Origin of the sequence: Streptomyces tubercidicus, from assembly GCF_027497495.1 — a bacterium.
GTDB classification, from domain to species: domain Bacteria; phylum Actinomycetota; class Actinomycetes; order Streptomycetales; family Streptomycetaceae; genus Streptomyces; species Streptomyces tubercidicus.
Genome location: NZ_CP114205.1, coordinates 7,091,815 through 7,113,007 on the forward strand (window position 1 = coordinate 7,091,815; position 21,193 = coordinate 7,113,007).

The window sequence follows — 21,193 nt, forward strand, 5'->3', positions numbered from 1 at the left end:
GGCCCGCGTCGGGCCGAAGTCCGCACGGCCGGTGGCTACTTGTAGTAGCGGGCTTCCTCGACATCGACGACCGGGGCGCCGGGGGACGGTGGCTGGGTGCGCCGCCGCTTCAGGATGCTCACATAGGTGGCGAGACCGATGATGCCGACGATCATCATGATGATGCCGACCAGGTCGACGTTGATTCCGGCCATGTGCCAGTCCACCGCGAAGGTGAGGATCGCCCCCACCGCGAGCAGACCGATGCAGCCGCCGATACCCATGGCGTCAGCCTCCATAACTGTAGGGACGGTAGGGCCTGTTGACGGTTCGCGTACCCCGCGGCGGACGCCTTATGTCCACCGGCCGGTCGGGGCGGGTCGCCGTCGGGCCCGGGGCCCGTGACCCGTGGGAGGCTCAGCCCGCCCGCCGTCCACCCCGGCCCGCGGTCTTCTTCGCCGCGGCAGGCTTCTTGGCGGTGGTCTTCTTGGCAGCGGCGCTCTTCGCGGCCGTGGACTTCTTCGCCGTACTCTTCTGCGCCGCAGTCTTCTTCGCCGCGCTCTTCTTCGCGCCACGGCCGGACCGGGCCCCGTCCTCCTCGTCCTCACCGCGGGACCTCTTGGCCGCCCGGACGCTGTCCTGGAGGGCCGCCATCAGGTCCATCACCTCCCCGGCGGGCTGCTCCTCACCGGCCGGGAACTCCGGTTCGCGGTGCGCCAGCTTCGCCGCGACGATCTCTTCGAGCGCCTCACGGTAGTGATCGTGCAGATCGTCCTCCGACAGCTTGCCGAAGGAGTCCATCAGGGCCTCGGCGGCGGACACCTCGTTGCGGGCGACCTCCGCCTGCCGCTCGGGCAGCACCCCGTCCATCGGGCGGATCTGGTGCGGCCACAGCAGCACCTGCATGACCAGCGCGCCCTCCATCGGGCGGATCATGGCGAGGGTCTCCCGCCCGTGCAGCGCGATCTTGCCGAGCCCGACCCGCTGATGCCGCTCCATCGCCTCCCGCAGCAGCACATAGGGCTTGGCCGCGGCGGGGCTGTCGATGCCCAGGTAGTAGCCCTTGCCCATCTGTAGCGGGTCGATGTCGCCGCCGGCGACGAAGGCCAGGATCGTCAGGGTCTTCGCGGTCGGCAGCGGCAGCGCGTCCAGATCCTCGTCCGTCAGCGGGACGACCGTGTCGCCGTCCCCGGGCTTGTAGCCCCGGCCGATCTCGTCGGGGGTGATCTCGACGCCCTCCAGCGAGCACACGGGCTGATTGCGCACCCGTCCGCCGTCCGCCGTATGGATCCGCACAAAGCTGACCGACGCGGAGGTGTCCGTGGCGTTGTACGCGGCGACCGGGATCGTGACCAGGCCGAAGCTGATGGAGAACTTCGCCGTGGGGCGCATGGGGGCCGCCTTCGTCGGAGCCATTCGGGACCATGGTAGGCGGGGCGGACAGACCGTACATCCCGGGCGATACCGGAGGGGCCGATCGGGTGGCGACGGCCTCGGAGGCCCTCGTTACGCCCCAGGCGCCTCCCGCGCCGGTTCAGCCCGGCGGCTGGGCGGTGACCCGGCCCTCCCGGACCGCCTCCACCAGCGCTTGGTGATCGCGCTCGTTCTGGTCCGCGTAACGCTCCGCGAACCGCACCAGCGCCTCGTCGAAGACCGTCCCCCGCCCCAGATAGGCGGCGATCGCGATCCGGTCGCCGGACCGGGCGTGCGCGCGGGCCAGCGTCGCCCCGCAGCGCACGGCGAACCGCCGCATGCCCACCGGCCTCATCATGTCCGCGGGCATGATCCCCTTCCAGTCGCGCAGCTGGCGTACGTAGAAGTCGCGTTGGCGGCCGTCGATCCCGGTGGCCCGCTCCCAGCCGAGGAAAATGTCACTGGCGGCCTGCATCAGCCGCTGGCCGGTCACCACCCGTTCGCCCTGGTTGGTGTGGGCGCTCGCGCCGGCGTACGGGGCGAGTACCGAATCGTCAGCCTCCTTGGCCTGGAGCAGCAGCGGGTCCTCCGGGTCCTTGCCGAGCATCAGCACGATCCAGCAGCGGGTGCCCACACTGCCGACGCCCACGACCTTGCGGGCCACGTCGACCACCCGGTACTGCTCCAGCAGCCGGCGGTGGTCCGACCGCAGGCTGTGGCCGTAGCCCTGGATCACCCCGCGGATCTGGTCCTCCAGCTCATCGCGCTCGGCGTCCGGCAGCAGATCGTCCAGCGGCACGATCAGCGGGGGATCGGCGGCGATCCGGACCCGGCCACCGCTCTTCCGGGTCAGCTTGCGGAACGCCTGCACGGTGTCGTGCGTACGGGCCTCCGCGACGATCCGGGACAGGCCCGCACGGCCCCTGCTGCCCAGCTCCTGCTCCTCCTCGGCCTGCACATCGGCCATATCGGCATGGGCGTACCAGACCTCCAGGGTCCGCAGGTCCGCATACTGGCGCATCCGCTCGCGGTAGGACGCGCAGGCGGCCCGGACGATGTCGGCCCGGACCGACTCGCTGAAACCGTTGCCGCGGCCCGCGATGACGAAGCTGGCCGCCAGCCGTTTGACGTCCCACTCCCAGGGACCGGGCAGGGTCTCGTCGAAGTCATTGAGGTCGAACATCAGATGGCGCTCGGGCGAGGCCAGCAGCCGGAAGTTCAGGAGATGGGCGTCCCCGCACAGCTGGGTCCGCAACCCCGTCGACGGGGTCGTCGCCAGGTCGGCCGCCATGATGGCGGCCGCGCCACGGTAGAAGCGGAACGGTGACTCCAGCATCCGCCCGTAGCGGATGGGCACCAACTCCGGTACCCGGAGCGCGGATTGACGCTCGATGATGTCGATCGGATCGGCGCGGCCGTCCGTGGCAGGGAATTCCGCATGACGGGAGCGGGGCACTTCGGAGCGAAGTGCCCTGCCCTGTTCCGCGCGTTCCTGAGCGGTGGGTCCGTTGGTCATGCCGGTTCCGGGACTCAGCTCACCGGGTGGCGGCGTGGTGATGGTCGTTCGTGCACAGCGCCCAGATGATGAAGATGTCGATGGCGATCAGCACGATGGCCCAGAACGGGTAGTGGGGGATCCACAGGAAGTTCGCCAGCGCACCCAGACCGGCCAGGATCACACCGAGGATCCGTGCCCACATCGCCCCGGTCGAGAGCAGTGCGACGCCCGCGAGCAGGATGACGATGCCCAGGATGAGATGGATCCAGCCCCAGCCCGTGAGGTTGAACGAGAAGACGTAGTTCTGAGTGGTGACGAAGACATTGTCCTTGGCGATGGCGGAGATGCCTTCCAGGAAGGCCATCGCACCACCGAAGATCATCAGGACGGCGGCGAATGCCGTCCATCCGCTCACATAGTTCTTGCGAGTGGCCATGGGTCACTCCTCACTTGAGAAACCTGGCCGTCCGTACCGGACCCGCCGGTGCCATTGCAGTGCATTCCACGTTTACACAGGGACCGGTCAGCCGCATGTCAAGGGCGTTCGAATGCCTGAAGCACACCGGCCACCGCGAAGCACAGCGCTCCTGTGAGAGTGCCCCAGTTGGCGACCCCGACGCTGACCTCACTGCCCGTCTCCGGACGGGTGAAGGCGGCCACCGCGGACACCATGAAGAGCACGGATCCCAGCTGGTTGACCGCGACGATCCACCACCCGAGGCTGCGCCGGTGGATACACGGCCGGCCATGGCAGATCTCGGCGATCGCCAGATGACCCGAGATCAGGAACAGCAGACAGCCGATCATGTCGGGCGCCCAGACCAGCCGGTCCAGCTGCCGGCTCGTGAGCCCCTGAAGAAAGGAGTCCAGCAGGTTGACGCCGAACACCAGCGTCCCCGCGAACAGCACGAACGTACTGAGCCAGTCGATCCGGCCCGGCTCATAGCTCCACCACCGGAAGTGGTGCGTGGTCAGCGCACCGGCCGTGCTCTCCCGCCGTGGGGCGTTGATGGCCTGAACGAGTGAGGCATAGCCGCCCAGGGTGAAGAACACCCCGCCGACGAAATAGATCGTGGCGCTGGTGGTGGTCGGGCGCTCCGCGCCGAACTGCGCGAGCGCCGCACCGAGGGCGAAGAGGGCCCCGCCGACCGTGAAGGAGCCCGCGGCCACACCGTTGAGCCGACGCAGCCGGTCGAGCGTCGCGGGGCCCGCCCGCTGCGCCCGGCTCTCGGCGGCCCCCGGCGGCCGTACGGCGAGCGTCCCGCGCTTACGGGCCGCCCGCGACTCCCAGACGGCGGTGCCCCCCTCTTCGAGATGCCAGGTCAGCCGGGTGATGAACGGCCCGGCCCGCTCGGCGTACTCCTCGGAATTCCGCACCAGCCGAGGGTAGCGAGCTATCGCGGGATTGCCGGTAATGCCTTGTCAGTGGGGTGGGGGAGTGCGCCGGAGCGTTGGCTCGGGCGAGCCGGCGGGCCGGGGCAGGGGCGCAGGAGTGCTTGTGCCGGGCACAGATGGAGCCCGGCCGGTCTTCGAGGGCTCTTCAGAGCCCAAATCGCCAGAGGTCGTCGTGCTCGCCCCGCCGCCCAGAGCGCTCCCCTGCCCACTCCCTGTTGCTGAGTACGGGTGCGGGTGCGGGTGCGGGTGCGGGTGGGGTTCAGGTTTTGTCGGCTGTGCGGACGTGGTGGAGGTGGATGAGGACGTCGTAGGCGCGGCCGAGGGCGAGGGTGGGCGGGGGGTTGGGGGTGAAGGTTGAGCCGGCGTCGTAGACCGGCCGGGGGTGGTTGAGCCAGGTGCGGGCCGCGGCGGGTGCGGTCCGCAGGTCGAGGTAGAAGTCCCGGTATCGGACCTGGTCGAGGGTGTGTTCGTGCATGCCGGGGCGCGCCGCCGGGACGGTGACCGGCTTCCAGTCCCCGTCGAGGGAGGTGTTCTTGGTGAGGAAGGAGCCGCCGGCGAAGGTGAAGCCGATCGCGGCGTAGTCGCGGCCCAGGTGGTCGCGCAGCACGGTGCCCTGGGTGCGTGGGTACATGTCGGGGTGGGTGGAGAGGTATCCGATGTGGCCGTTGTGGGCCGACAGCAGCATTTTGTGGCCGGTGTGTTGCTGCCACCACAGGACGTTGTCGGCCATGGCCTGGTCACGCAGGCGCTCGGCGGCGGTGACCGAGGCCGGGTCGGCGAGGTCGATGGCGGCGAAGGCGAAGGTCTGCGCGATGTTGCGGGCGTGCTGCACCGTCCAGGCGTAGTCGTTGCCGCCGGCCTTCTGGTGCTCGGTGACGAGGCCGAGTGCCTTCTGGGCGCGTGCGGCGTTGTCCTTGCGTTCCGCGAGCGGTTGGCGCAGGTAGGTGAAGATGTCGTCGAAGGGGCGCAGCCCGGCGTACAGCTCGGTGAGCCGGGGCAGTGCTGTGGGCCGGGTCTTGCCGACGGACGACAGCACACGCTCGAAAATGTGGTCGCCGAGCTGAGGCGCCCCGAGGTCGTCCCCCATGAAGTGGACCCGGTGGTCGGGGTGGCGGCGGTTGTGCTCGCGCATCCAGCCGATGAGGCTGATGAACTCCTCGCGGTCCCAGGGGGATCCGGCCAGTGTCTCCTTCGCGATCCTTCGCGGGTCGCCGTCGCCGCCCTGGAGGTACTCGTCGATCCTGACCCCTGCCGACCAGCTCATCTCCAGGGCGAAGGTGGTGAAGCCGCGCTCCTCGACAAGGTGGCGGAAGACGCGTTCCTTCATGGCGAAGAACTCGTGCGAACCGTGCGTGGCCTCGCCCAGCCCCACCACCTTGGCGTCCCCGACCATGGCGCTCAGCGCCCGCAGGTCTGCGGTCCGGCCGCCGGGCTCCGTGGAACGCAGCGGGTGCGCGGCCCGTTCCAGGGACCGTACGACAGCCGCCGTTTCCCGGTCCGCCGCGGCGGAGCCGGCGGGTGCGGCCGATGCAGCGGACGTATCGGGTGCGGTCGCGGCTGCCTGTGCGGCCGGTGCCGCGGAAGTCACCGTGGCGGCCAGTCCCGTGGTGGCGAGCACTGCCGTGAGTGCGAGCAGCCCTCGTCGGCCGGTGGTCGTCCTGTACCCGTGCATTGTGATCACTCCTTGCTGCGGTGGCTCCGCGAGCCGATGGAGTGATCTTCGTGTGCTGTGGCGTGGACCGCGCTGGGGTGTCCCACCGAATTGCTCTGGGGTTTACCCCGGCTGCCCGGCCGGGGGTTAACCCCCGCTCCCGCCGGTTTGCGCCCTCAGCATGGTCATTCACCGACGGCGAGGAAGCCGATCACCTTCTCGTCCCCGTCCACGGCAGGGGTGTTGCCCGGGTCCAGTTCGACCTCCGCGTCTGCGTCCACGTCTGCGTCCACGTCTGCTTCCACGTCCGCCTCCACGTCTGCTTCCACGTCCGCCTCCACGTCTGTGTCCTCCAGGATCTCGTGGAGGCGCGGCAGCAGCGGCTCAGCTACCTCCAGCGGCTCGCTGACGTAGTGATGGTGCCGGTCCAGCCGCTTGAGGTGGGTGAGTGGCCCGCCGGCGAGGAGCGCGGCCGGTAGACCCGGCAGCAGAGCGCTTGTGCGTCTGCCAGAGCCCCGTAGGGACGGACGTAGAAGCTCCCACTCGTCCGTGCGTCCCTCGGGCCACTGGCGAGACCCAGCGAGATGCACCGCATTGGGGACAGGGAACGGGGACGGGAGACGGGGAAAACGAGGATGGGGATGGGGGGTTACCCCTACCGCCCACGGACCCGCTGCCCCGACCGTGTTCGGGCCTGCTGCCCGGATGGCCCGGTGGATCTTGAACAAACAGGCTGAACACGTCCGGTTTTCCGAGGGAAGGAACTCTCTGTGTCCAGTGTGAAGTCGGTGCGCCGCCGCGCGGCGCGCACCACTGCCGTCGGCGCTCTCGCCGTCGCGACGTGCGCCACCTTGATGACCGGCAGTGCGGGAGCGATCGTCAACGGGACTGATTCCACCGAGCGTTACCCGTTCATGGCGACGATCCCGGAGTCGGCCCCGGACCAGGGGCTGTACGACGGTACGTGCGGGGCGTCGCTGATCGACCCGCAGTGGGTGCTGACGGCAGCCCACTGCGTGCAGGGCGACGGCCTTGAACTGGATGGCACCGTCCGGATCGGCAGCACGCACCGGAAGTCCGGGGGAACCGTCCGCACCATCGAGCGGACCGTCATCCACCCCGGCTATGTGAACGGCGACGAGAAGGCCGCCAACGATGACGACATCGCGCTGGTCCGCCTCGACCGCCCGGTCACCGAAAAGCCCATCCGTATCGCGGATCGGGCCGGGCGGCCCGGCACCCTGACCCGGATCCTGGGATTCGGCACCACCGTCGACACCGAGCTGAAGTTCGCCGAGCGGTTGCAGCAGCTCAACACGCGCAGGGGCGCCGACGCCGAGTGCGCCCCCGGCTACGCGGACCGGACCCGGTTGTGCACGACCAGCCGCGTGCCCCAGGCCATGGCGTGCTTCGGCGACTCCGGTGGCCCGCAACTCCAGAAAGACACCCACGGGCGGTGGGAACTCATCGGAGCCACCTCCGGCCCCGGCGCCCCGGGGCTCGCGTGCTCGGCCGGACCGGGCCTCTACACCAACGTGCCCGCCTACACGGACTGGATCCGCAAAACCATCAAGCGCAACGCCTGACCCCGCGGCCGCGGGGTGTTGTGTGCGAGGGAGACGAGAACCCGGCCACGCCGGATCCGTGGAACCGGTTGAGATCGCCGCGACCCTGCACTACCCGAAGGATCTCGGCACCGCGCCGCGGCCACTGATCGTCCAGCTGCACGGCCGACACGAGACCTGCGCGGACCGGGCGGCAGCGGCGGGCCCGCGATGGCTCCGACCGGGCAGGCCAGCTGCTCGGCAGCGGCAGCCGTGGTGGGCGCCGGGCTGGGCAGCTCGGTAATGCCACCGGAGTGGCCATGCAGGGTCAGGGCCGTGCGGACATGTTCCATGGCTGACTTCAAAGGTGCTCCACGATGATCTGCTCCAGCACACCTTCCCCGTGCACACCTTCCCCGTGCGCGCCCGACTCGTACGTGCCCTCGACCAGGCGCAAGTCGAACATCTCGTACAGGGCGCGTTCCCCGGTAGCACTGTGGACGAGTCGCAGCGCAAGACCGTCCGGTGAGTCGTTGAGCGCACGAATGCCTGGATCGGCTCACCCTGCGGTGCCCGGGGCCGGGAGTGGGTCCGGGGCGGGGCCGGGCTCCGGGCCGGGGGTCGGCGGTGCCGGATGGGGCGGGACCGGGTCCGGCTCGGGGCGTGGGGGCGACGGGGGTACCGGATCGGGGCCCGGTGCGGGGACCGGGCCGGGCCCCGGGCCAGGCGTGGGTCCTGGCGGCCCGGGGCCCGGACCCGGAGTGGGCGGGACCGGGTCCGGATGGGTGATGCCCGGCGGTTGTGGCTGCTGTCGCACCGTCATGAGCTCCTCACACGTCGCTCCTCCGCGGCCGGACGCCCGGCGCCCGCTCCGCGCGGCTTATTGCTCTCCTTGCCGATCCCGCGCCGGCCATGCGACATGAGACGCACGGACTGAGCCACACGGACTGAGTCACACGGCCCCGCGCGGTGTCTCCTCACTGTGCTGTGCGACGTCCCGGATCGCTCGGCGACATGGGCGGGGAGGCGGACGCGTCGCGCCACGGAGGGCGTTGCGCCATCGGGAGGCATCGTGCCGTCCAGCACCACCCGGACGCGTGAGCGTACGGCGGCCCGGAGCGGGTACCCCCGCCCGCATGAACGACACAGACTCCGGCGACGGAACTGGCACCGGAACCGGCACCGGCGCGAAGGCCGGTACGGACAAGGGCACGGGTGCGGACACGGTGCGCGCCGGCCGCCGTACGGTGCGGGTCCACCGGCCGGAGAAGGTCCTGTTCCCCGACGACGGGCTGACCAAGGCCGATGTCGTCGGCTACTACGGTCGGGTGGCCGCGGCGATGGTTCCGCAGCTGCGGGGGCGGCCGCTGATGCTGGAGCGGCTTCCGGAGGGGCGCGGCGGTCCGCAGTTCATGCAGAAGGACACCCCCGCCCACTACCCCGACTGGATCCGGCGGGCGGAGGTCACCAAGGAGGGCGGCACCGTCACCCACACCGTCTGCGACGACAAGGCGACCCTGCTGTTCCTCGCCGACCAGGCCTGTCTCACCTTCCACCGCTGGCTGTCCCGCGCCGGCCGGCCCGACCACCCCGACCGGCTGGTGTTCGACCTCGACCCGCCCGGCCCGGACTTCGAAGCCGTACGGGAGGGCGCCCGGCAGCTCTGCGGACTGCTCGACGAACTCGGTCTGCCGGCCGTCCTGATGACCACGGGATCGAAGGGCCTGCATGTCATCGTGCCGCTGGACGGCAAGAGCGACTTCGACACGGTCCGCGGCTTCGCCCAGGACGCCGCCGAGGTGCTGGCGGCGCGTCACCCGGACCGGCTCACCACCGCCGTACGCAAGAAGTCCCGGGGTGACCGGCTCTACCTCGATGTACAGCGCAACGCCTATGCCCAGACGGCCGTCGCCCCCTGGTCGCTGCGGGCGAAACCGGGCGCCCCGGTCGCCGCGCCGATCAGCCGAGAACAGCTCGACGACCCCCAACTCGCCGCGCAGAGCTGGACATTGAAGGATGTGGCGGGCGTCCTGGAGCAGGTGGACGCCCGGCCGTGGTCCGAGGGACCGGCCCGCGGGCGCTCCCTGCGTACGGCGCGCCGGCGGCTCGACGCGCTGCGGTGAGCGGACGGTGGGCGGGACGATGACGCTCACCCGACGCCTAAGGGCTGTCCCGCCGCTCCGCCTCGGGGCCCTCGCCGCCCGTGGTCACCGTCTCGTCGAGCTGCCGCCGCTCGCGCCGGGCCCGTTCCCGGTCCCTCGGTGAGGCGTCCGTGACGTCCAGAAAGACCTGGTCGGCGATGGGCCAGTGCTCGCGGATGGCCGTCTTCACCCGTACCAGCACCTCCTCGACCTCCTCGCTGTCCAGCCCGCCGACGAGATCGACCCGGGCCGCGATCAGTGTGGAGCGGGTGCCCAGCCGCATGGTCAGCAGCGTGGTCACGGTGTCGATCTCCGGCTGCTCGTCCAGGAACCTCCGGAGGGCCCGGCGGAGCGCCGGGTCGGCGGCCTCCCCGATGATCTGGCCGCGGGACTCTTTGGCGAGCTGATAGGCGACGAACACCAACAACGCGCCAATGATCATGGACGCCCATGCCTCCCACGCCACCTCACCGGTGACCAGGTGCAGTCCCATACCGGCCATCGCCACCAGCACCCCGAAGCAGGCGGTGGAGTCCTCGGCCAGCACCGTACGCAGCGCGGGATCGTCGGCCCGCCGGATCGCCTCCCGCATACTGCGGCCGGCCCGCGGTGCCTGGCCACGAACCTGGAGCAGGGCGCGGACCAGCGAGGAGCCCTCGGCGATCAGCGCGACGCCCAGCACGGCGAGGCCGGCGACATAGCCCGCACGGGTCTCCGAGTGGTGCGAACGCAGGGCCTCGATGCCCTGGAAGAACGAGAAACAGCCGCCCATGACGAAGATGCCGACCGCGGCGAGCAGGGACCAGAAGTACCGCTCCTTGCCGTAACCGAAGGGGTGCCGGCTGTCGGGCGCGCGGGTGCTGCGCTTGAGCGAGGCGAGCAGAAAGAGTTCGTTGATGCTGTCGGCGACCGAGTGCGCGGCCTCCGACAGCAGTGCGGGCGAGGCCGCGAACAGCCCGGCGGCCAGCTTGGCCACGGCGATCACCAGGTTGGCGCCGAGGGCCACGAAGACCGTGACCGCGGTCCTGGCGTCCTCCGCGTCCTTCCCCTCGTGCCGGTCCGGCCGGCCGGGGGAGTGCGGTGCAGCGTCAGCGTGCCGGGACAAGCGTGGCCTCCCCGAGTCGGTCGGACCGCCGTCGCGAGCGTAGCCGCCCGGACCTGACGGCGCATACGGTGCGCTGCCGTTGGGCCCCACGGAGCAGTGGCCGTTTCCCGCCGTACGGACCGGGGAGTGTGACTGCGGACGCCCACCGGAACGACGGAGGACAGGACGTGGCCGACACCCCCACCGATGCCGTTACTTCCCGCGCTGCCGACGCTTCCCCCGGAGCTGCGATCCGCCGGTCCGGGGGGTTCGGGTGCGCGCCATGAGCCCCCGTATCGGGCAGCGGGACCTGGCACGCGCGCTGTTGGAGCGGCATGGCGAGACCTTCGCCGCACAGAGCGGCATCCGGGTGGCGAACACCCCTCAGCCGCTGTACCAGGTGCTGGTGCTGGCCGGGCTGCTCAGCGCGCGGATCCGCGCCTCGGTGGCGGTGGCGGCGGCACGGGCGCTGTTCGACGCGGGACTGCGCACACCCCGGCGGATGGCGCAGGCGCCCTGGCAGCAACGGGTCGACGCCCTGGGCGAGGGCGGATACCGGCGCTACGACGAGCGCACCGCCACCCAGCTCGGTGACGGTGCCACGCTGCTGCTGGACGACTACGGCGGCGATCTGCGGCGGATGCGGGACGCGGCCGACGGTGACCTCGGGGCGCTGCGCAGCGCCCTGCGCAAGGTGCCGGGCCTGGGACCCGCGGGCTGCGACATCTTTCTGCGGGAGGTCCAGGGCGTCTGGCCCGAACTCGCCCCGTATCTCGACGCCAAGGCGGTCCAGGGCGCGGAGCGGCTGGGCCTGCCGGGCGACAGCGGGCGGCTGGCGCGGCTGGTCGGCGCGGACGAGACCGCGGCCTTCGCCTCGGGGCTGGTGCGGGCGGCCCTGGACCGGTCCGTCGTCGAGGACGTACGAGAGGCCGCGGGAGCCTGAACTGCTCGGCGAGCAGCCCGGCGCCGGGCCCCGTCAGCCCGCCCAGGTCCAGTCGGCGACCTCCGGCAAGTCGGTGCCGTGCTCCCGGATCCAGGCGTGGTGGCGGGTCCGTACGTCCGCCATTTCCTGCCGCAGTGCGACGGCCCGGACCCCGAGGCCGGGCACCCGGTCCACCACGTCCATCACCAGCCGGTACCGGTCCAGGTCGTTGCGGAGGACCATGTCGAAGGGCGTGGTCGTGGTGCCCTCCTCCTTGTAGCCGCGGACGTGCAGGTTCTGGTGGCCGGTGCGGCGGTAGCAGAGCCGGTGGATCAGCCAGGGGTAGCCGTGGTAGGCGAAGATGACCGGCTTGTCGCGGGTGAACAGTGCGTCGTACTCGGGGTCGGGCATGCCGTGCGGATGCTCGCCCGACGGCAGCAGCCGGGCCATGTCGACGACATTGACCACCCGAACGGTCAGCTCCGGCAGATGTCGGCGCAGTAGAGCGGCGGCGGCCAGTGTCTCCTGGGTGGGGACGTCCCCCGCACAGGCCAGCACCACATCGGGGTCGCCCGTGCCGTCCTCGGTGCCCGCCCACTCCCAGGCGCCGGCGCCGCGTGCGCAGTGGGTGCGGGCCTCGTCCAGGCTCAGCCAGTCGAAGCTCGGCTGTTTGCCGGCCACGATCACATTGACGTAGTCGCGGCTGCGCAGCGCATGATCGGCCACCGAGAGCAGGGTGTTGGCGTCCGGCGGCAGATAGACCCGGACCACCTCCGGGCTCTTGTTGAGGATGTGGTCGACGAAGCCGGGGTCCTGGTGCGAGAAACCGTTGTGGTCCTGCCGCCAGACGTGGGAGGTGAGCAGATAGTTGAGCGAGGCGAGGGGGCGCCGCCAGGGCAGCCGACGGGCGGTCCGCAGCCATTTGATGTGCTGGTTGACCATGGAGTCGACGATGTGCGCGAACGCCTCGTAGCTGGAGAACAGCCCGTGCCGGCCGGTGAGCAGATAGCCCTCCAGCCACCCCTGGCACAGGTGCTCGGAGAGCACCTCCATGACCCGGCCGTCGTGCGCGAGATGCTCATCGGTGCCGAGTGTCGCGGCCTGCCATGCCTTGCCGGTGACGTCGTAGAGCGCCTCCAGCCGGTTGGACGCGGTCTCGTCGGGGCCCACGACACGGAAGTCGCGGCGCTCCGCGGTGGCTTCCATGACCGCTGCCAGCAGTCCGCCGAGCACTCGGGTCGGCTCGTGCAGCGCGGTGCCTCGCTTGTCGACCTGCACCGCGTACCGCTCCAGCGGCGGGAGCGGCAGATCCCGCACCAGCAGACCGCCGTTGGCGTGCGGTGAGGCACCGAGCCGGCGCGTCCCCTCGGGCACACACGCCAGCACCTCCGGGCGCGGCCGGCCCCCGTCGTCGAACAGCTCCTCCGGACGGTACGAGCGCAGCCAGTCCGCCAGCTGCCGCAGATGCCCGGCGTCGTCCCGTACGCCGGCCAGCGGGACCTGGTGGGAGCGCCAGGTGTTCTCGACGGGCTGCCCGTCGACCTCGTGCGGACCGGTCCAGCCCTTGGGCGTACGCAGCACGATCATGGGCCAGCGAGGGCGCTCCCGGTCACCTTCGCGGCGGGCCCGGTGCTGGATCGCGGCGATCCGGTCCAGGGCGCCGTCCATGGCGGCGGCCAGTGCCTGATGGACGGCCGCCGGATCGTCGCCGGTCACATGGATCGGCTCATGGCCGTAGCCGCGCAGCAGCGCGTCCAGCTCGTCCTGCGGGATCCGGGCGAGCACGGTCGGATTGGCGATCTTGTAGCCGTTGAGGTGCAGCACGGGCAGGACCGCGCCGTCGTGCACCGGGTCCAGGAACTTCGTGGCGTGCCAGGACGCGGCGAGCGGCCCGGTCTCCGCCTCGCCGTCGCCGACCACACAGGTGACCAGCAGCTGCGGATTGTCGAACGCCGCGCCATAGGCATGGGTGAGGGAGTATCCCAGCTCGCCGCCCTCGTGGATCGAGCCCGGGGTCTCCGGTGCGACATGGCTGGGCACCCCGCCGGGGAACGAGAACTGCCGGAACAGCCGGGCCATGCCCGCCGCGTCCCGGCTGACATCGGGATAGGTCTCGGAGTAGGTGCCGTCCAGCCAGGAGTTGGCCACCACGGCGGGGCCGCCGTGTCCCGGCCCCCATACGCACAGCGCGTCCAGGTCACGGGCCTTGATGACGCGGTTGAGGTGGGTGTGCACCAGGTTCAGGCCGGGCGAGGTGCCCCAGTGGCCCAGCAGGCGCGGCTTGATGTGCTCGGGCCGCAGCGGCGCTTCCAGCAGCGGATTGGCCATCAGATAGATCTGCCCGACGGACAGATAGTTGGCGGCCCGCCAGTGGGCATCGAGTTGTCGCAGCTCGGCCGTGTCGAGGGGCCCCGGTGCCGCCGGGGCCCCCGTCCTCCCTTCCGGGGTCTGCGCGTCGGGCATGATGCTCGGCTCCTCCTCAACGGGGCGTGCGTCGGGCGTGGCGCAGCGGGCGCGCAGCGCGGGCGGCAGACCGGACCGCCCACCGTGTCCGCACCTCGCTGGGGTGACGCTGGGTGGCCATCGGGGCGGGCCGTGGTCAGTCGGGTGGCTCGGTCGCCGGGTGGACGCCGGGCTCCGTGCCGGGGGGCTCCACCGGGGCCGGGCCCGGCTCGTCCGGTTCCGGCTCGGCGGGAACCGGGTCCCGCGGCAGCGGTTCGGGGTCGCTCGGCACCGGCTCCGGCCCTCTCGGCTCCGGCTCGGTGGTCATGGCGTCAGTGGTCATGGCGTCGCGGGGCGTGGGGTCGGCGGGCATGGCGTCAGTGGTCATCAGGGTCATAGGGCTCTCCTTCCTCTCCATCGTCCGTCCAATGTCCGGGGTCGGCCCGTTCAAGAAATCAACCCGGGGGCGGGCGAACGGCATGGTCGGACAGGAGCGTTACGGAGCGCGGGCGGGGCCTCGGGGCGTGGATCAGTACACGTCGCGGACGTAGCGTTTGTCGGCGGCGAGCTGTTTGACGTAAGCGGCGGCCGTCTCCTCCGACAGGCCGCCATGCGCGACGGCGATGTCCCGTAGGGCACGGTCGACGTCCTTGGCCATCCGGGAGGCGTCACCGCACACATAGAAGTGGGCGCCGTCCTTCAGCCAGGACCACAGCTGGGCGCCGTGTTCGCGCATCCGGTCCTGGACGTAGACCTTGGCCCGCTGATCGCGGGAGAACGCGGTGTCCAGCCGGGTGAGCAGCCCGTCGCGGCGCAGCCGGCCCAGCGCGTCCTCGTAGTAGAAGTCCGTGGCGCGTCGCTGCTCACCGAAGAAGAGCCAGTTGGGGGCGCGGTGGCCGCGGGCGCGCCGCTCGTCCAGGAAGCCGACGAAGGGCGCCACCCCGGTACCGGGGCCCACCATCACCATCGGGGTGGCCGGATCGGCCGGCGGACGGAAGTGGGCGGTGCGCTGGACGAACACCGGTACCGGGCTGCCGGGCTCGGCATCGGCCAGAAAAGTGGAGGCCACGCCCTTGCGGGGGCGGCCGGCGCGGTTTTCGTAGCGGACCACGGAGACCGTCAGCCGGAGCAGCCCGGGGTCGGTCAGCGGGCTGGACGATATGGAGTACAGCCGGGGCTGGAGACGGGGGAGCAGACCGGCCCACTCCGCCGCACCGGCCAGGACCGGGTACTCCGCGAGGACATCGACGGCCTGCCGGCTCCAGGTCCACTGGGCCAGCTCGCCCTTGTTGTCCGGCCGCAGCAGCTTCTTGAGGACCCGGTCACCGGTGCGTTCGGCGGCGAGCCGGAGGAGCGCGGGGGTGATCCTGGCGATATCCAGATGGCGGTGCAGGGCCTCGCCCAGCGGCACCGTGCCCAGGCCCGTGAGCTCGACCGTGGCGGCCGGATCGAGACCGGTGAGGGCCAGCCACTCGGCGACGAGGTCCGGGCAGTTCCGCGGCAGCACGCCGAGGGCGTCCCCCACCTCGTAGGCCAGTGGAGTGCCGTCGCTGTCGCCGTCCCGGGTGTCGAAGGTGAACTGACGTACCTCCTTGGTGGCTCCGGCGCGGCTCAGCAGGTCGTTGCCGATGAGGCGGACGGTGGCGGGCGCGGCCTTGGAGGGGCGGGCGGGTCCGGCGGGCGCTTGGCCCGGAGCCACGGGAGCCGGGGCCGTTCCCGGCGCCCGGCCCGTGGCGCCCGCGCTCGTATCGGCGTCCGCACCGCCGTCGGCGTCCGCACCCCCGTCGGCGACCGGCCCCGCACTCCCGTCCCGCCCCGCACCCCCGTCCCCCTCCGCGCCCGCCTTCAGGGCCGTAACCACCTGGTCGAGCCACCGCTCAGCAGGCTGCTCATAGTCCGGTTCGCAGTCCGTACGGGGCACCAGCCGTTCCGCGCCCAGTTCGGCGAGGCGGGTGTCGAGCCGGCGGCCGTGGCCGCAGAAGTCGTCGTAGGAGGAGTCGCCCAGGGCGAGGACGGCGTAGCGCATCCCGTCCAGCCGGGGGGTGTCGGGTGCGTTGAGGGTCTCCCAGAAGCCGGTCCCGTTGTCGGGGGCGTCGCCGTCGCCGAAGGTGCTGGTGACGAGGAGCAGATCGGCGCCGTGCGGCAGGGCGTCCGGAGCGCTGTCGGCCATGCTCAGCAGCGTCGCCGCCTGCCCGCTGCCGGTCAGCCGCCGGGCCGCGTCGGCCGCCACTTCCTCCGCGTTGCCCGTCTGGGAGGCCCACAGGACGATCACCGTACGGGCGGGCGGGGCGTCGGCCGCTTCGGCGGGAGCCTCCGCCGGGTCCGCCGCCGTCGCGGGCGCGGCCCGGTCGTCCGGGGTGCGGGAAAACATCCCGGCCAGTACGCCGTTGACCCACAGCGCGCTCTCCGGGCTGAAGGGCGCGTGAGACGGGAGCACGGGAGTGCCGACGGCGCCGGCCCCCGAGCCCAGCCCGGCCAGAAAGCCGGAGAGATAGCGCCGCTCGTGCTCGGCCAGCACCGGCGGGGCCGCCTCGCCGAGCCGGAACACCCCGGCCAGCGCCGATGCCGCCCCGCCCGCGCCCCACCCCTGGCCCGCATCGGCCCCGGCCACCTCGGCCACGTCGCCCGCCTGCCCGGACCCCGTCCGTCCGCCGCCCACCCGCCCGGCATCCACCCCACCCGCCGACTCCCCCGAGCCACCCGCGACCCGAACCAACGACACCGCACACACCTTGAACTCGGGCTGGAAGGAGACCGGATCGACCGCGTCATGGGTCACCGCGTTGACGCTGAGGTACTCGCCGAACAGGTCATTCCAGTGGAACGGTGCGAAGCAGTTGCCGGGCCGCACCCGGTCGGTCACCACGGCGGGCAGGACCGCCCGGCCGCGCCGTGAGGCGACCTCCACCGTGTCACCGTCCGCCAGGCCCAGCGCCTCCGCGTCCTGCGGGTGCAGCTCCACGAACGGGCCGGGGTTGAGCTTGTTCAGCTTGCCGACCTTGCCGGTCTTGGTCAGGGTGTGCCACTGGTGGGGCAGCCGGCCGGTGTTCAGCACGTACGGGTAGTCGTCGTCGGGCATCTCGGCCGCCGGGAGGTGCGGACGGGCGAAGAACACGGCCCGGCCGGTCGCGGTGGGGAAGGACAGCCGGGGGCGGGTGCCGTCCGGGTGCTCGTCCAGGGTCTGGCTGATGCCGTCGTTGAGGTAGCGCACCGGATTGCGGTCGGGTCCGTCGACGGCCGCGCTGGGCCACTGCACGGGGGTCCGCCGCAGCCGCTCATAGGTCACCCCGCGCAGGTCATAGCCGGTCTGCGGGTTCCAGGCGCGTGTGATCTCCTCGAATATCTCCTCCGCGCTGTGGTAGGTGAAGGCGTCCGCGTAGCCCATTTCGCAGGCGATCTCCGCGATGATCCGCCAGTCCGGCCAGGCCTCGCCCGGCGGGTCCGCGGCCGGCCGTACCAGCGTCAGATTGCGCTCGGAGTTGACCATGACGCCCTCGGACTCGGCCCACATGGCCGCGGGCAGTACGACATCGGCGTACGCATTGGTCTCGGTGTCCGCGAAGACGTCCTGCGCCACCACGAACTGCGCCGCCTCCAGGCCCTCGATGACCGTCCGGCGGTTGGCGACCGAGGCGACGGGGTTGGTGCAGATGATCCAGCACGCCTTGATGTCGCCGTCCGCCAGCCGCCGGAACATCTCCACGGTCCCCTGGCCGGGGCCCTCGGTCCGCAGCGTCCCCGGTTCCAGGCCCCACAGCTCCTCGGTGAAGGCCCGGTCCGCGTCCACCAGCGCCGACCGCTGTCCGGGCAGCCCCGGCCCCATGTAGCCCATCTCACGGCCGCCCATCGCATTGGGCTGGCCGGTGAGCGAGAACGGGCCGCTGCCGGGGCGGCAGATCGCCCCGGTCGCCAGATGCAGGTTGACCAGGGCATTGGTGTTCCAGGTGCCATGGGTGCTCTGGTTCAGGCCCATGGTCCAGCAGCTCATCCAGTCGTCCGCCGCGCCGATCCACTCGGCGGCCCGGCGCAGGTCCGCCTCCGGGATTCCGGTGAGCTCCGCGACCCGCGCGGGCGGATAGTCCTGGAGGAAGGCCGGCATGGCCTCCCAGCCCTCGGTGTGCTCGGCGATGAACTCGGTATCGACCCGGCCGTTCTCGGCCAGCAGATGCAGCAGACCGTTCAGCAGCGCCAGATCCGTCCCCGGCGCGATCTGCAGGAACAGATCGGCCTTGGCCGCGGTGGCGGTCCGGCGGGGATCGACCACGATCAGCTTGGCGCCCGCCTTCACCCGTTCCATCATCCGCAGGAAGAGGATCGGGTGGCAGTCGGCCATGTTGGAGCCGATGACGAAGAAGACCTCGGCATGCTCGAAGTCCTGGTAGGAGCCGGGCGGGCCGTCCGCGCCCAGCGACAGCTTGTAGCCGCTGCCCGCGCTCGCCATGCACAGCCGGGAGTTGGACTCGATGTGCCGGGTGCGGACGAAGCCCTTGGCGAGCTTGTTCGCCAAGTACTGGGCCTCCAGCGTCATTTGGCCGGAGACATACAGCGCGAGGGCGTCCGGGCCGTGTGTGTCGACGATGTCGCGCAGCCGTCCGGCGGTCCGTTTGACGGCCGCCGCCATCGGTTCGGCGGCCGGCTCGTCGCCGCGGTCCGCACGCACCAGGGCGGACGACAGCCGTCCCGGCGCGGCGAGCAGCTCGGCGCTGGTCGCGCCCTTGGTGCAGAGCCGTCCGCCGTTCGCCGGATGGCTCTTGTCACCGGCCGCCTTGCGGACCGTGCGCCGCCCCTCCGGGTCCGTCGCGACATCCAGCACGATCCCGCAGCCGACCCCGCAGTACGAGCACACCGTCCGCACCTGGGTGAGGTGCTCTGACAGCGGTTCCGGTGCGGTCACGTACGGTCCCCTTCGTGGTCGGAAGCTCTCTCCGACCCTACGAACGATCCGTTAACCAGGTGTCACAGCCAGGAATCACCCGTCGTTACGGCGGCCACACAGTCACCCGAGGCGGCCCGTGAGAACCGGGCCGCCGCAGCTCAGGGCAGCAGTTCCGGCAGCGGCACGTCCGGATCGGCCAGCCGCTCGGGGTCCACGGCCTGCCCGCTCGTCACCAGCGCCCGGATCGGCTCGACGACGTCCCAGACATTCACATTCATCCCGGCCAGCACCCGTCCCCCGGAGAGCCAGAAGGCGATGAACTCACGGGCGTCGGTGTCCCCGCGGAAGACGACCCGGTCGTAGCCCTCCGGCTCGACGTATCCGGTGTACTCCATGCCCAGGTCGTACTGGTCGGTGAAGAAGTACGGCAGCCGGTCGTAGCGGACGTCCTGGTCCAGCATGGCCTTGGCGGCGGTCTTCGGCTGGTGGAGGGCGTTGGCCCAGTGTTCGACGCGCAGATGCCGGCCCAGCAGCGGGTGGTAGGCGTTGGCGACATCGCCGGCGGCGAAGATGTCGGGGTGGGAGGAGCGCAGCCGCTCGTCCACGACGATGCCGTTGTCGACCTTGAGCCCGGCCGCGGCGGCCAGTTCGGTGTTGGGGGTGATCCCGATGCCGACGATGACCGCGTCGGCCCCGATCAGACTGCCGTCGGCCAGCCGCACCCCGTCCACCGCGCCGTTCGTGCCGGTGATCTCCGCGACCTGGGCGCCGCCGCGCAGCTCGACCCCGTGATCGGTGTGCAGCGTGGCGAAGATCCGGGCCACTTCGGGACCGAGGACCCGCAGCAGCGGCAGCGGCGCGGCCTCCAGCACGGTCACCTCGACACCGGCCGTGCGCGCCGCGGCGGCGGTCTCCAGACCGATCCAGCCGGCGCCGATCACCACGATCCGGGACGCGGACCGGTTGACCTCCTGGAGACGCTCGCTGTCCGCCAGCCGCCGCAGGTAGTGGACCCCGTCGAGGTCCGCACCGGGCACCGGCAGCCGGCGCGGGGTGGAGCCGGTGGCCAGCAGCAGCTTGGCGTAACCGAGCCGGCTGCCGTCCGCCAGGGTCACCTCATGGGCGGCCGGGTCGACGGCGCTGACGGTCCGGCCCAGGCGCAGGTCGACATCGTGCTCCGCGTACCACTGGGGCGGATGGACATAGACCTTCTCTTTCTCGGAGGTGCCCAGGAGATAGCCCTTGGACAGCGGCGGCCGCTCATACGGCCGCTCGTGCTCGTCGCCCAGCAGCACGAGCGGGCCGTCGAAGCCCTCCGCGCGCAGCGTCTCCGCGGCCTTGGCTCCGGCCAGCCCCGCTCCCGCGATCAAGAATGCCGTGTTCCGGTCCATCTCCCGCTCAGCTCCTTCGGACGATCGGTTATCCCGTCATCCGTTCCCGCGCGGGGCCGCGGCAGGCACCGCCGATGGTGTGGCCCTCACTCCCGCCCGGCGGTCCGCGCCAGATGCCCGCGCAGCGCACGTGCCGTCAGATCACGGTCCTCGCCCACGACGAACGCCGTGACACCGTCGGCGCGCCACTCCGCGCGGCGCTCCGGCGTCGTGGACATGGCGCAGAAGGGGACGGTGTGCCGGGCGCAGGCCGCGCGGAGGGTGCGGACCGCCTCCTGGACGCGGGGGTGGCGGACCTGCCAGGGCACCCCGTAGGACTGCGAGAGATCGCCGGGTCCCGGCAGTACGAGATCGACACCGCCGGGGGCGAGGATCTCATCGATGGCCTCGATGCCCTCGGCGTCCTCCAGCAGCGCGATGACCATGATCTCCGCGTTGGCCCGGCGCAGGTACTCGGCCGGGTCTATCCGGCCGAAGCCGGGGCCGCGGCCCCCGTTGAGGGACCGCATCCCCTCGGGGGCGTAACGGGCCGCCCGGATCGTGGCATCGATGTCCGCGCGCCCGCGGACGTGCGGGACGACGATGCCCATCGCCCCGGCGTCCAGGGCGCGCAGCACCGCGCCGGGGTCGGCCTCGGGGACCCGGACGAACGGGGTGAGCCCGCTCGTCTCGGCGGCCCGGATCAGATTCTCCAGTCGCTGCGGGTCGACGAGCGTGTGCTCGGTGTCCAGGATGACGAAGTCATACCCGGCACAGCCGATCATCTCCACCATCGTGGGCTCGGGCAGCGTGCTGAACAGCCCGTAGACCTCCTCGCCCGCGCCGAGCTTCCGCCGGACCTCGTTGGGCCGCAGCAT

16 protein-coding genes are annotated in these 21,193 nt (G+C 71.5%); 3 read left to right on the forward strand and 13 right to left on the reverse strand.

Annotation, left to right across the window (positions count from 1 at the left end):
* Window positions 1-35: 35 nt before the first annotated feature.
* The 7 genes from STRTU_RS31060 to STRTU_RS31090 all read right to left on the reverse strand — a co-directional run bounded on the left by STRTU_RS31060 (window position 36) and on the right by STRTU_RS31090 (window position 6,265).
* A complete protein-coding gene (locus tag STRTU_RS31060) occupies window positions 36-263 on the reverse strand; it encodes a DUF6458 family protein (RefSeq protein WP_159749762.1) in 228 nt (75 codons plus the stop codon).
* A gap of 133 nt (window positions 264-396) precedes the next feature.
* Window positions 397-1,371, reverse strand: coding sequence for a non-homologous end joining protein Ku (gene ku / locus STRTU_RS31065; protein WP_159749764.1), 975 nt, complete (start codon window positions 1,369-1,371; stop codon window positions 397-399).
* Between the two features lie 142 nt (window positions 1,372-1,513).
* Complete coding sequence (locus STRTU_RS31070) at window positions 1,514-2,908, reverse strand: DUF2252 domain-containing protein (protein WP_159748313.1); 1,395 nt, start codon at window positions 2,906-2,908, stop codon at window positions 1,514-1,516.
* A gap of 19 nt (window positions 2,909-2,927) precedes the next feature.
* Window positions 2,928-3,326: a DUF7144 family membrane protein gene (locus STRTU_RS31075; protein ID WP_159748315.1), complete on the reverse strand. Its 399-nt coding sequence runs from the start codon at window positions 3,324-3,326 to the stop codon at window positions 2,928-2,930.
* Between the two features lie 98 nt (window positions 3,327-3,424).
* On the reverse strand, window positions 3,425-4,267 hold the full coding sequence (locus STRTU_RS31080) for a hypothetical protein (RefSeq protein WP_159748317.1): 843 nt from the start codon (window positions 4,265-4,267) through the stop codon (window positions 3,425-3,427).
* Window positions 4,268-4,544: 277 nt separating this feature from the next.
* Window positions 4,545-5,957, reverse strand: coding sequence for an erythromycin esterase family protein (locus STRTU_RS31085; protein WP_159748319.1), 1,413 nt, complete (start codon window positions 5,955-5,957; stop codon window positions 4,545-4,547).
* Window positions 5,958-6,121: 164 nt separating this feature from the next.
* The gene (locus STRTU_RS31090) at window positions 6,122-6,265 is read right to left on the reverse strand and encodes a hypothetical protein (protein ID WP_159748321.1); all 144 of its coding nucleotides are present in this window, start codon (window positions 6,263-6,265) and stop codon (window positions 6,122-6,124) included.
* Window positions 6,266-6,706: 441 nt separating this feature from the next.
* Between STRTU_RS31090 and STRTU_RS31095 the strand changes: the two genes are divergently transcribed.
* Together STRTU_RS31095 and ligD are read left to right on the forward strand one after the other, a co-directional pair.
* Window positions 6,707-7,522: a S1 family peptidase gene (locus STRTU_RS31095; RefSeq protein ID WP_159748323.1), complete on the forward strand. Its 816-nt coding sequence runs from the start codon at window positions 6,707-6,709 to the stop codon at window positions 7,520-7,522.
* Window positions 7,523-8,616: 1,094 nt separating this feature from the next.
* Window positions 8,617-9,603 carry a non-homologous end-joining DNA ligase gene (ligD, locus tag STRTU_RS31100; RefSeq protein ID WP_159748325.1) on the forward strand — a complete coding sequence of 329 codons (987 nt, stop codon included), beginning with the start codon at window positions 8,617-8,619 and terminating at the stop codon, window positions 9,601-9,603.
* Window positions 9,604-9,640: 37 nt separating this feature from the next.
* Here ligD and STRTU_RS31105 read toward each other — a convergent pair whose 3' ends face one another.
* On the reverse strand, window positions 9,641-10,726 hold the full coding sequence (locus STRTU_RS31105; RefSeq protein WP_159748327.1) for a cation diffusion facilitator family transporter: 1,086 nt from the start codon (window positions 10,724-10,726) through the stop codon (window positions 9,641-9,643).
* 262 nt (window positions 10,727-10,988) lie between these two features.
* Here STRTU_RS31105 and STRTU_RS31110 point away from each other — a divergent pair, with 262 nt between their 5' ends.
* Window positions 10,989-11,648, forward strand: a complete 660-nt coding sequence (locus STRTU_RS31110) for an HhH-GDP family DNA glycosylase (RefSeq protein WP_159748329.1) — start codon at window positions 10,989-10,991, stop codon at window positions 11,646-11,648.
* Between the two features lie 33 nt (window positions 11,649-11,681).
* On the opposite strand, the gene STRTU_RS31115 is transcribed toward STRTU_RS31110, so the two are convergent.
* From STRTU_RS31115 to STRTU_RS31135, 5 genes are all read right to left on the reverse strand, one after another.
* Window positions 11,682-14,090, reverse strand: a complete 2,409-nt coding sequence (locus STRTU_RS31115; RefSeq protein ID WP_159748331.1) for a phosphoketolase family protein — start codon at window positions 14,088-14,090, stop codon at window positions 11,682-11,684.
* Between the two features lie 136 nt (window positions 14,091-14,226).
* Entirely contained in the window at window positions 14,227-14,466 is a 240-nt protein-coding gene (locus tag STRTU_RS31120; RefSeq protein ID WP_159748333.1) for a hypothetical protein, read from the reverse strand.
* A gap of 132 nt (window positions 14,467-14,598) precedes the next feature.
* The gene (locus tag STRTU_RS31125; protein WP_159748335.1) at window positions 14,599-18,963 is read right to left on the reverse strand and encodes a bifunctional nitrate reductase/sulfite reductase flavoprotein subunit alpha; all 4,365 of its coding nucleotides are present in this window, start codon (window positions 18,961-18,963) and stop codon (window positions 14,599-14,601) included.
* Between the two features lie 140 nt (window positions 18,964-19,103).
* Window positions 19,104-20,336 carry an NAD(P)/FAD-dependent oxidoreductase gene (locus STRTU_RS31130; RefSeq protein WP_159748337.1) on the reverse strand — a complete coding sequence of 411 codons (1,233 nt, stop codon included), beginning with the start codon at window positions 20,334-20,336 and terminating at the stop codon, window positions 19,104-19,106.
* Between the two features lie 86 nt (window positions 20,337-20,422).
* Window positions 20,423-21,193, reverse strand: coding sequence for an HpcH/HpaI aldolase family protein (locus STRTU_RS31135; protein ID WP_159748339.1), 771 nt, complete (start codon window positions 21,191-21,193; stop codon window positions 20,423-20,425).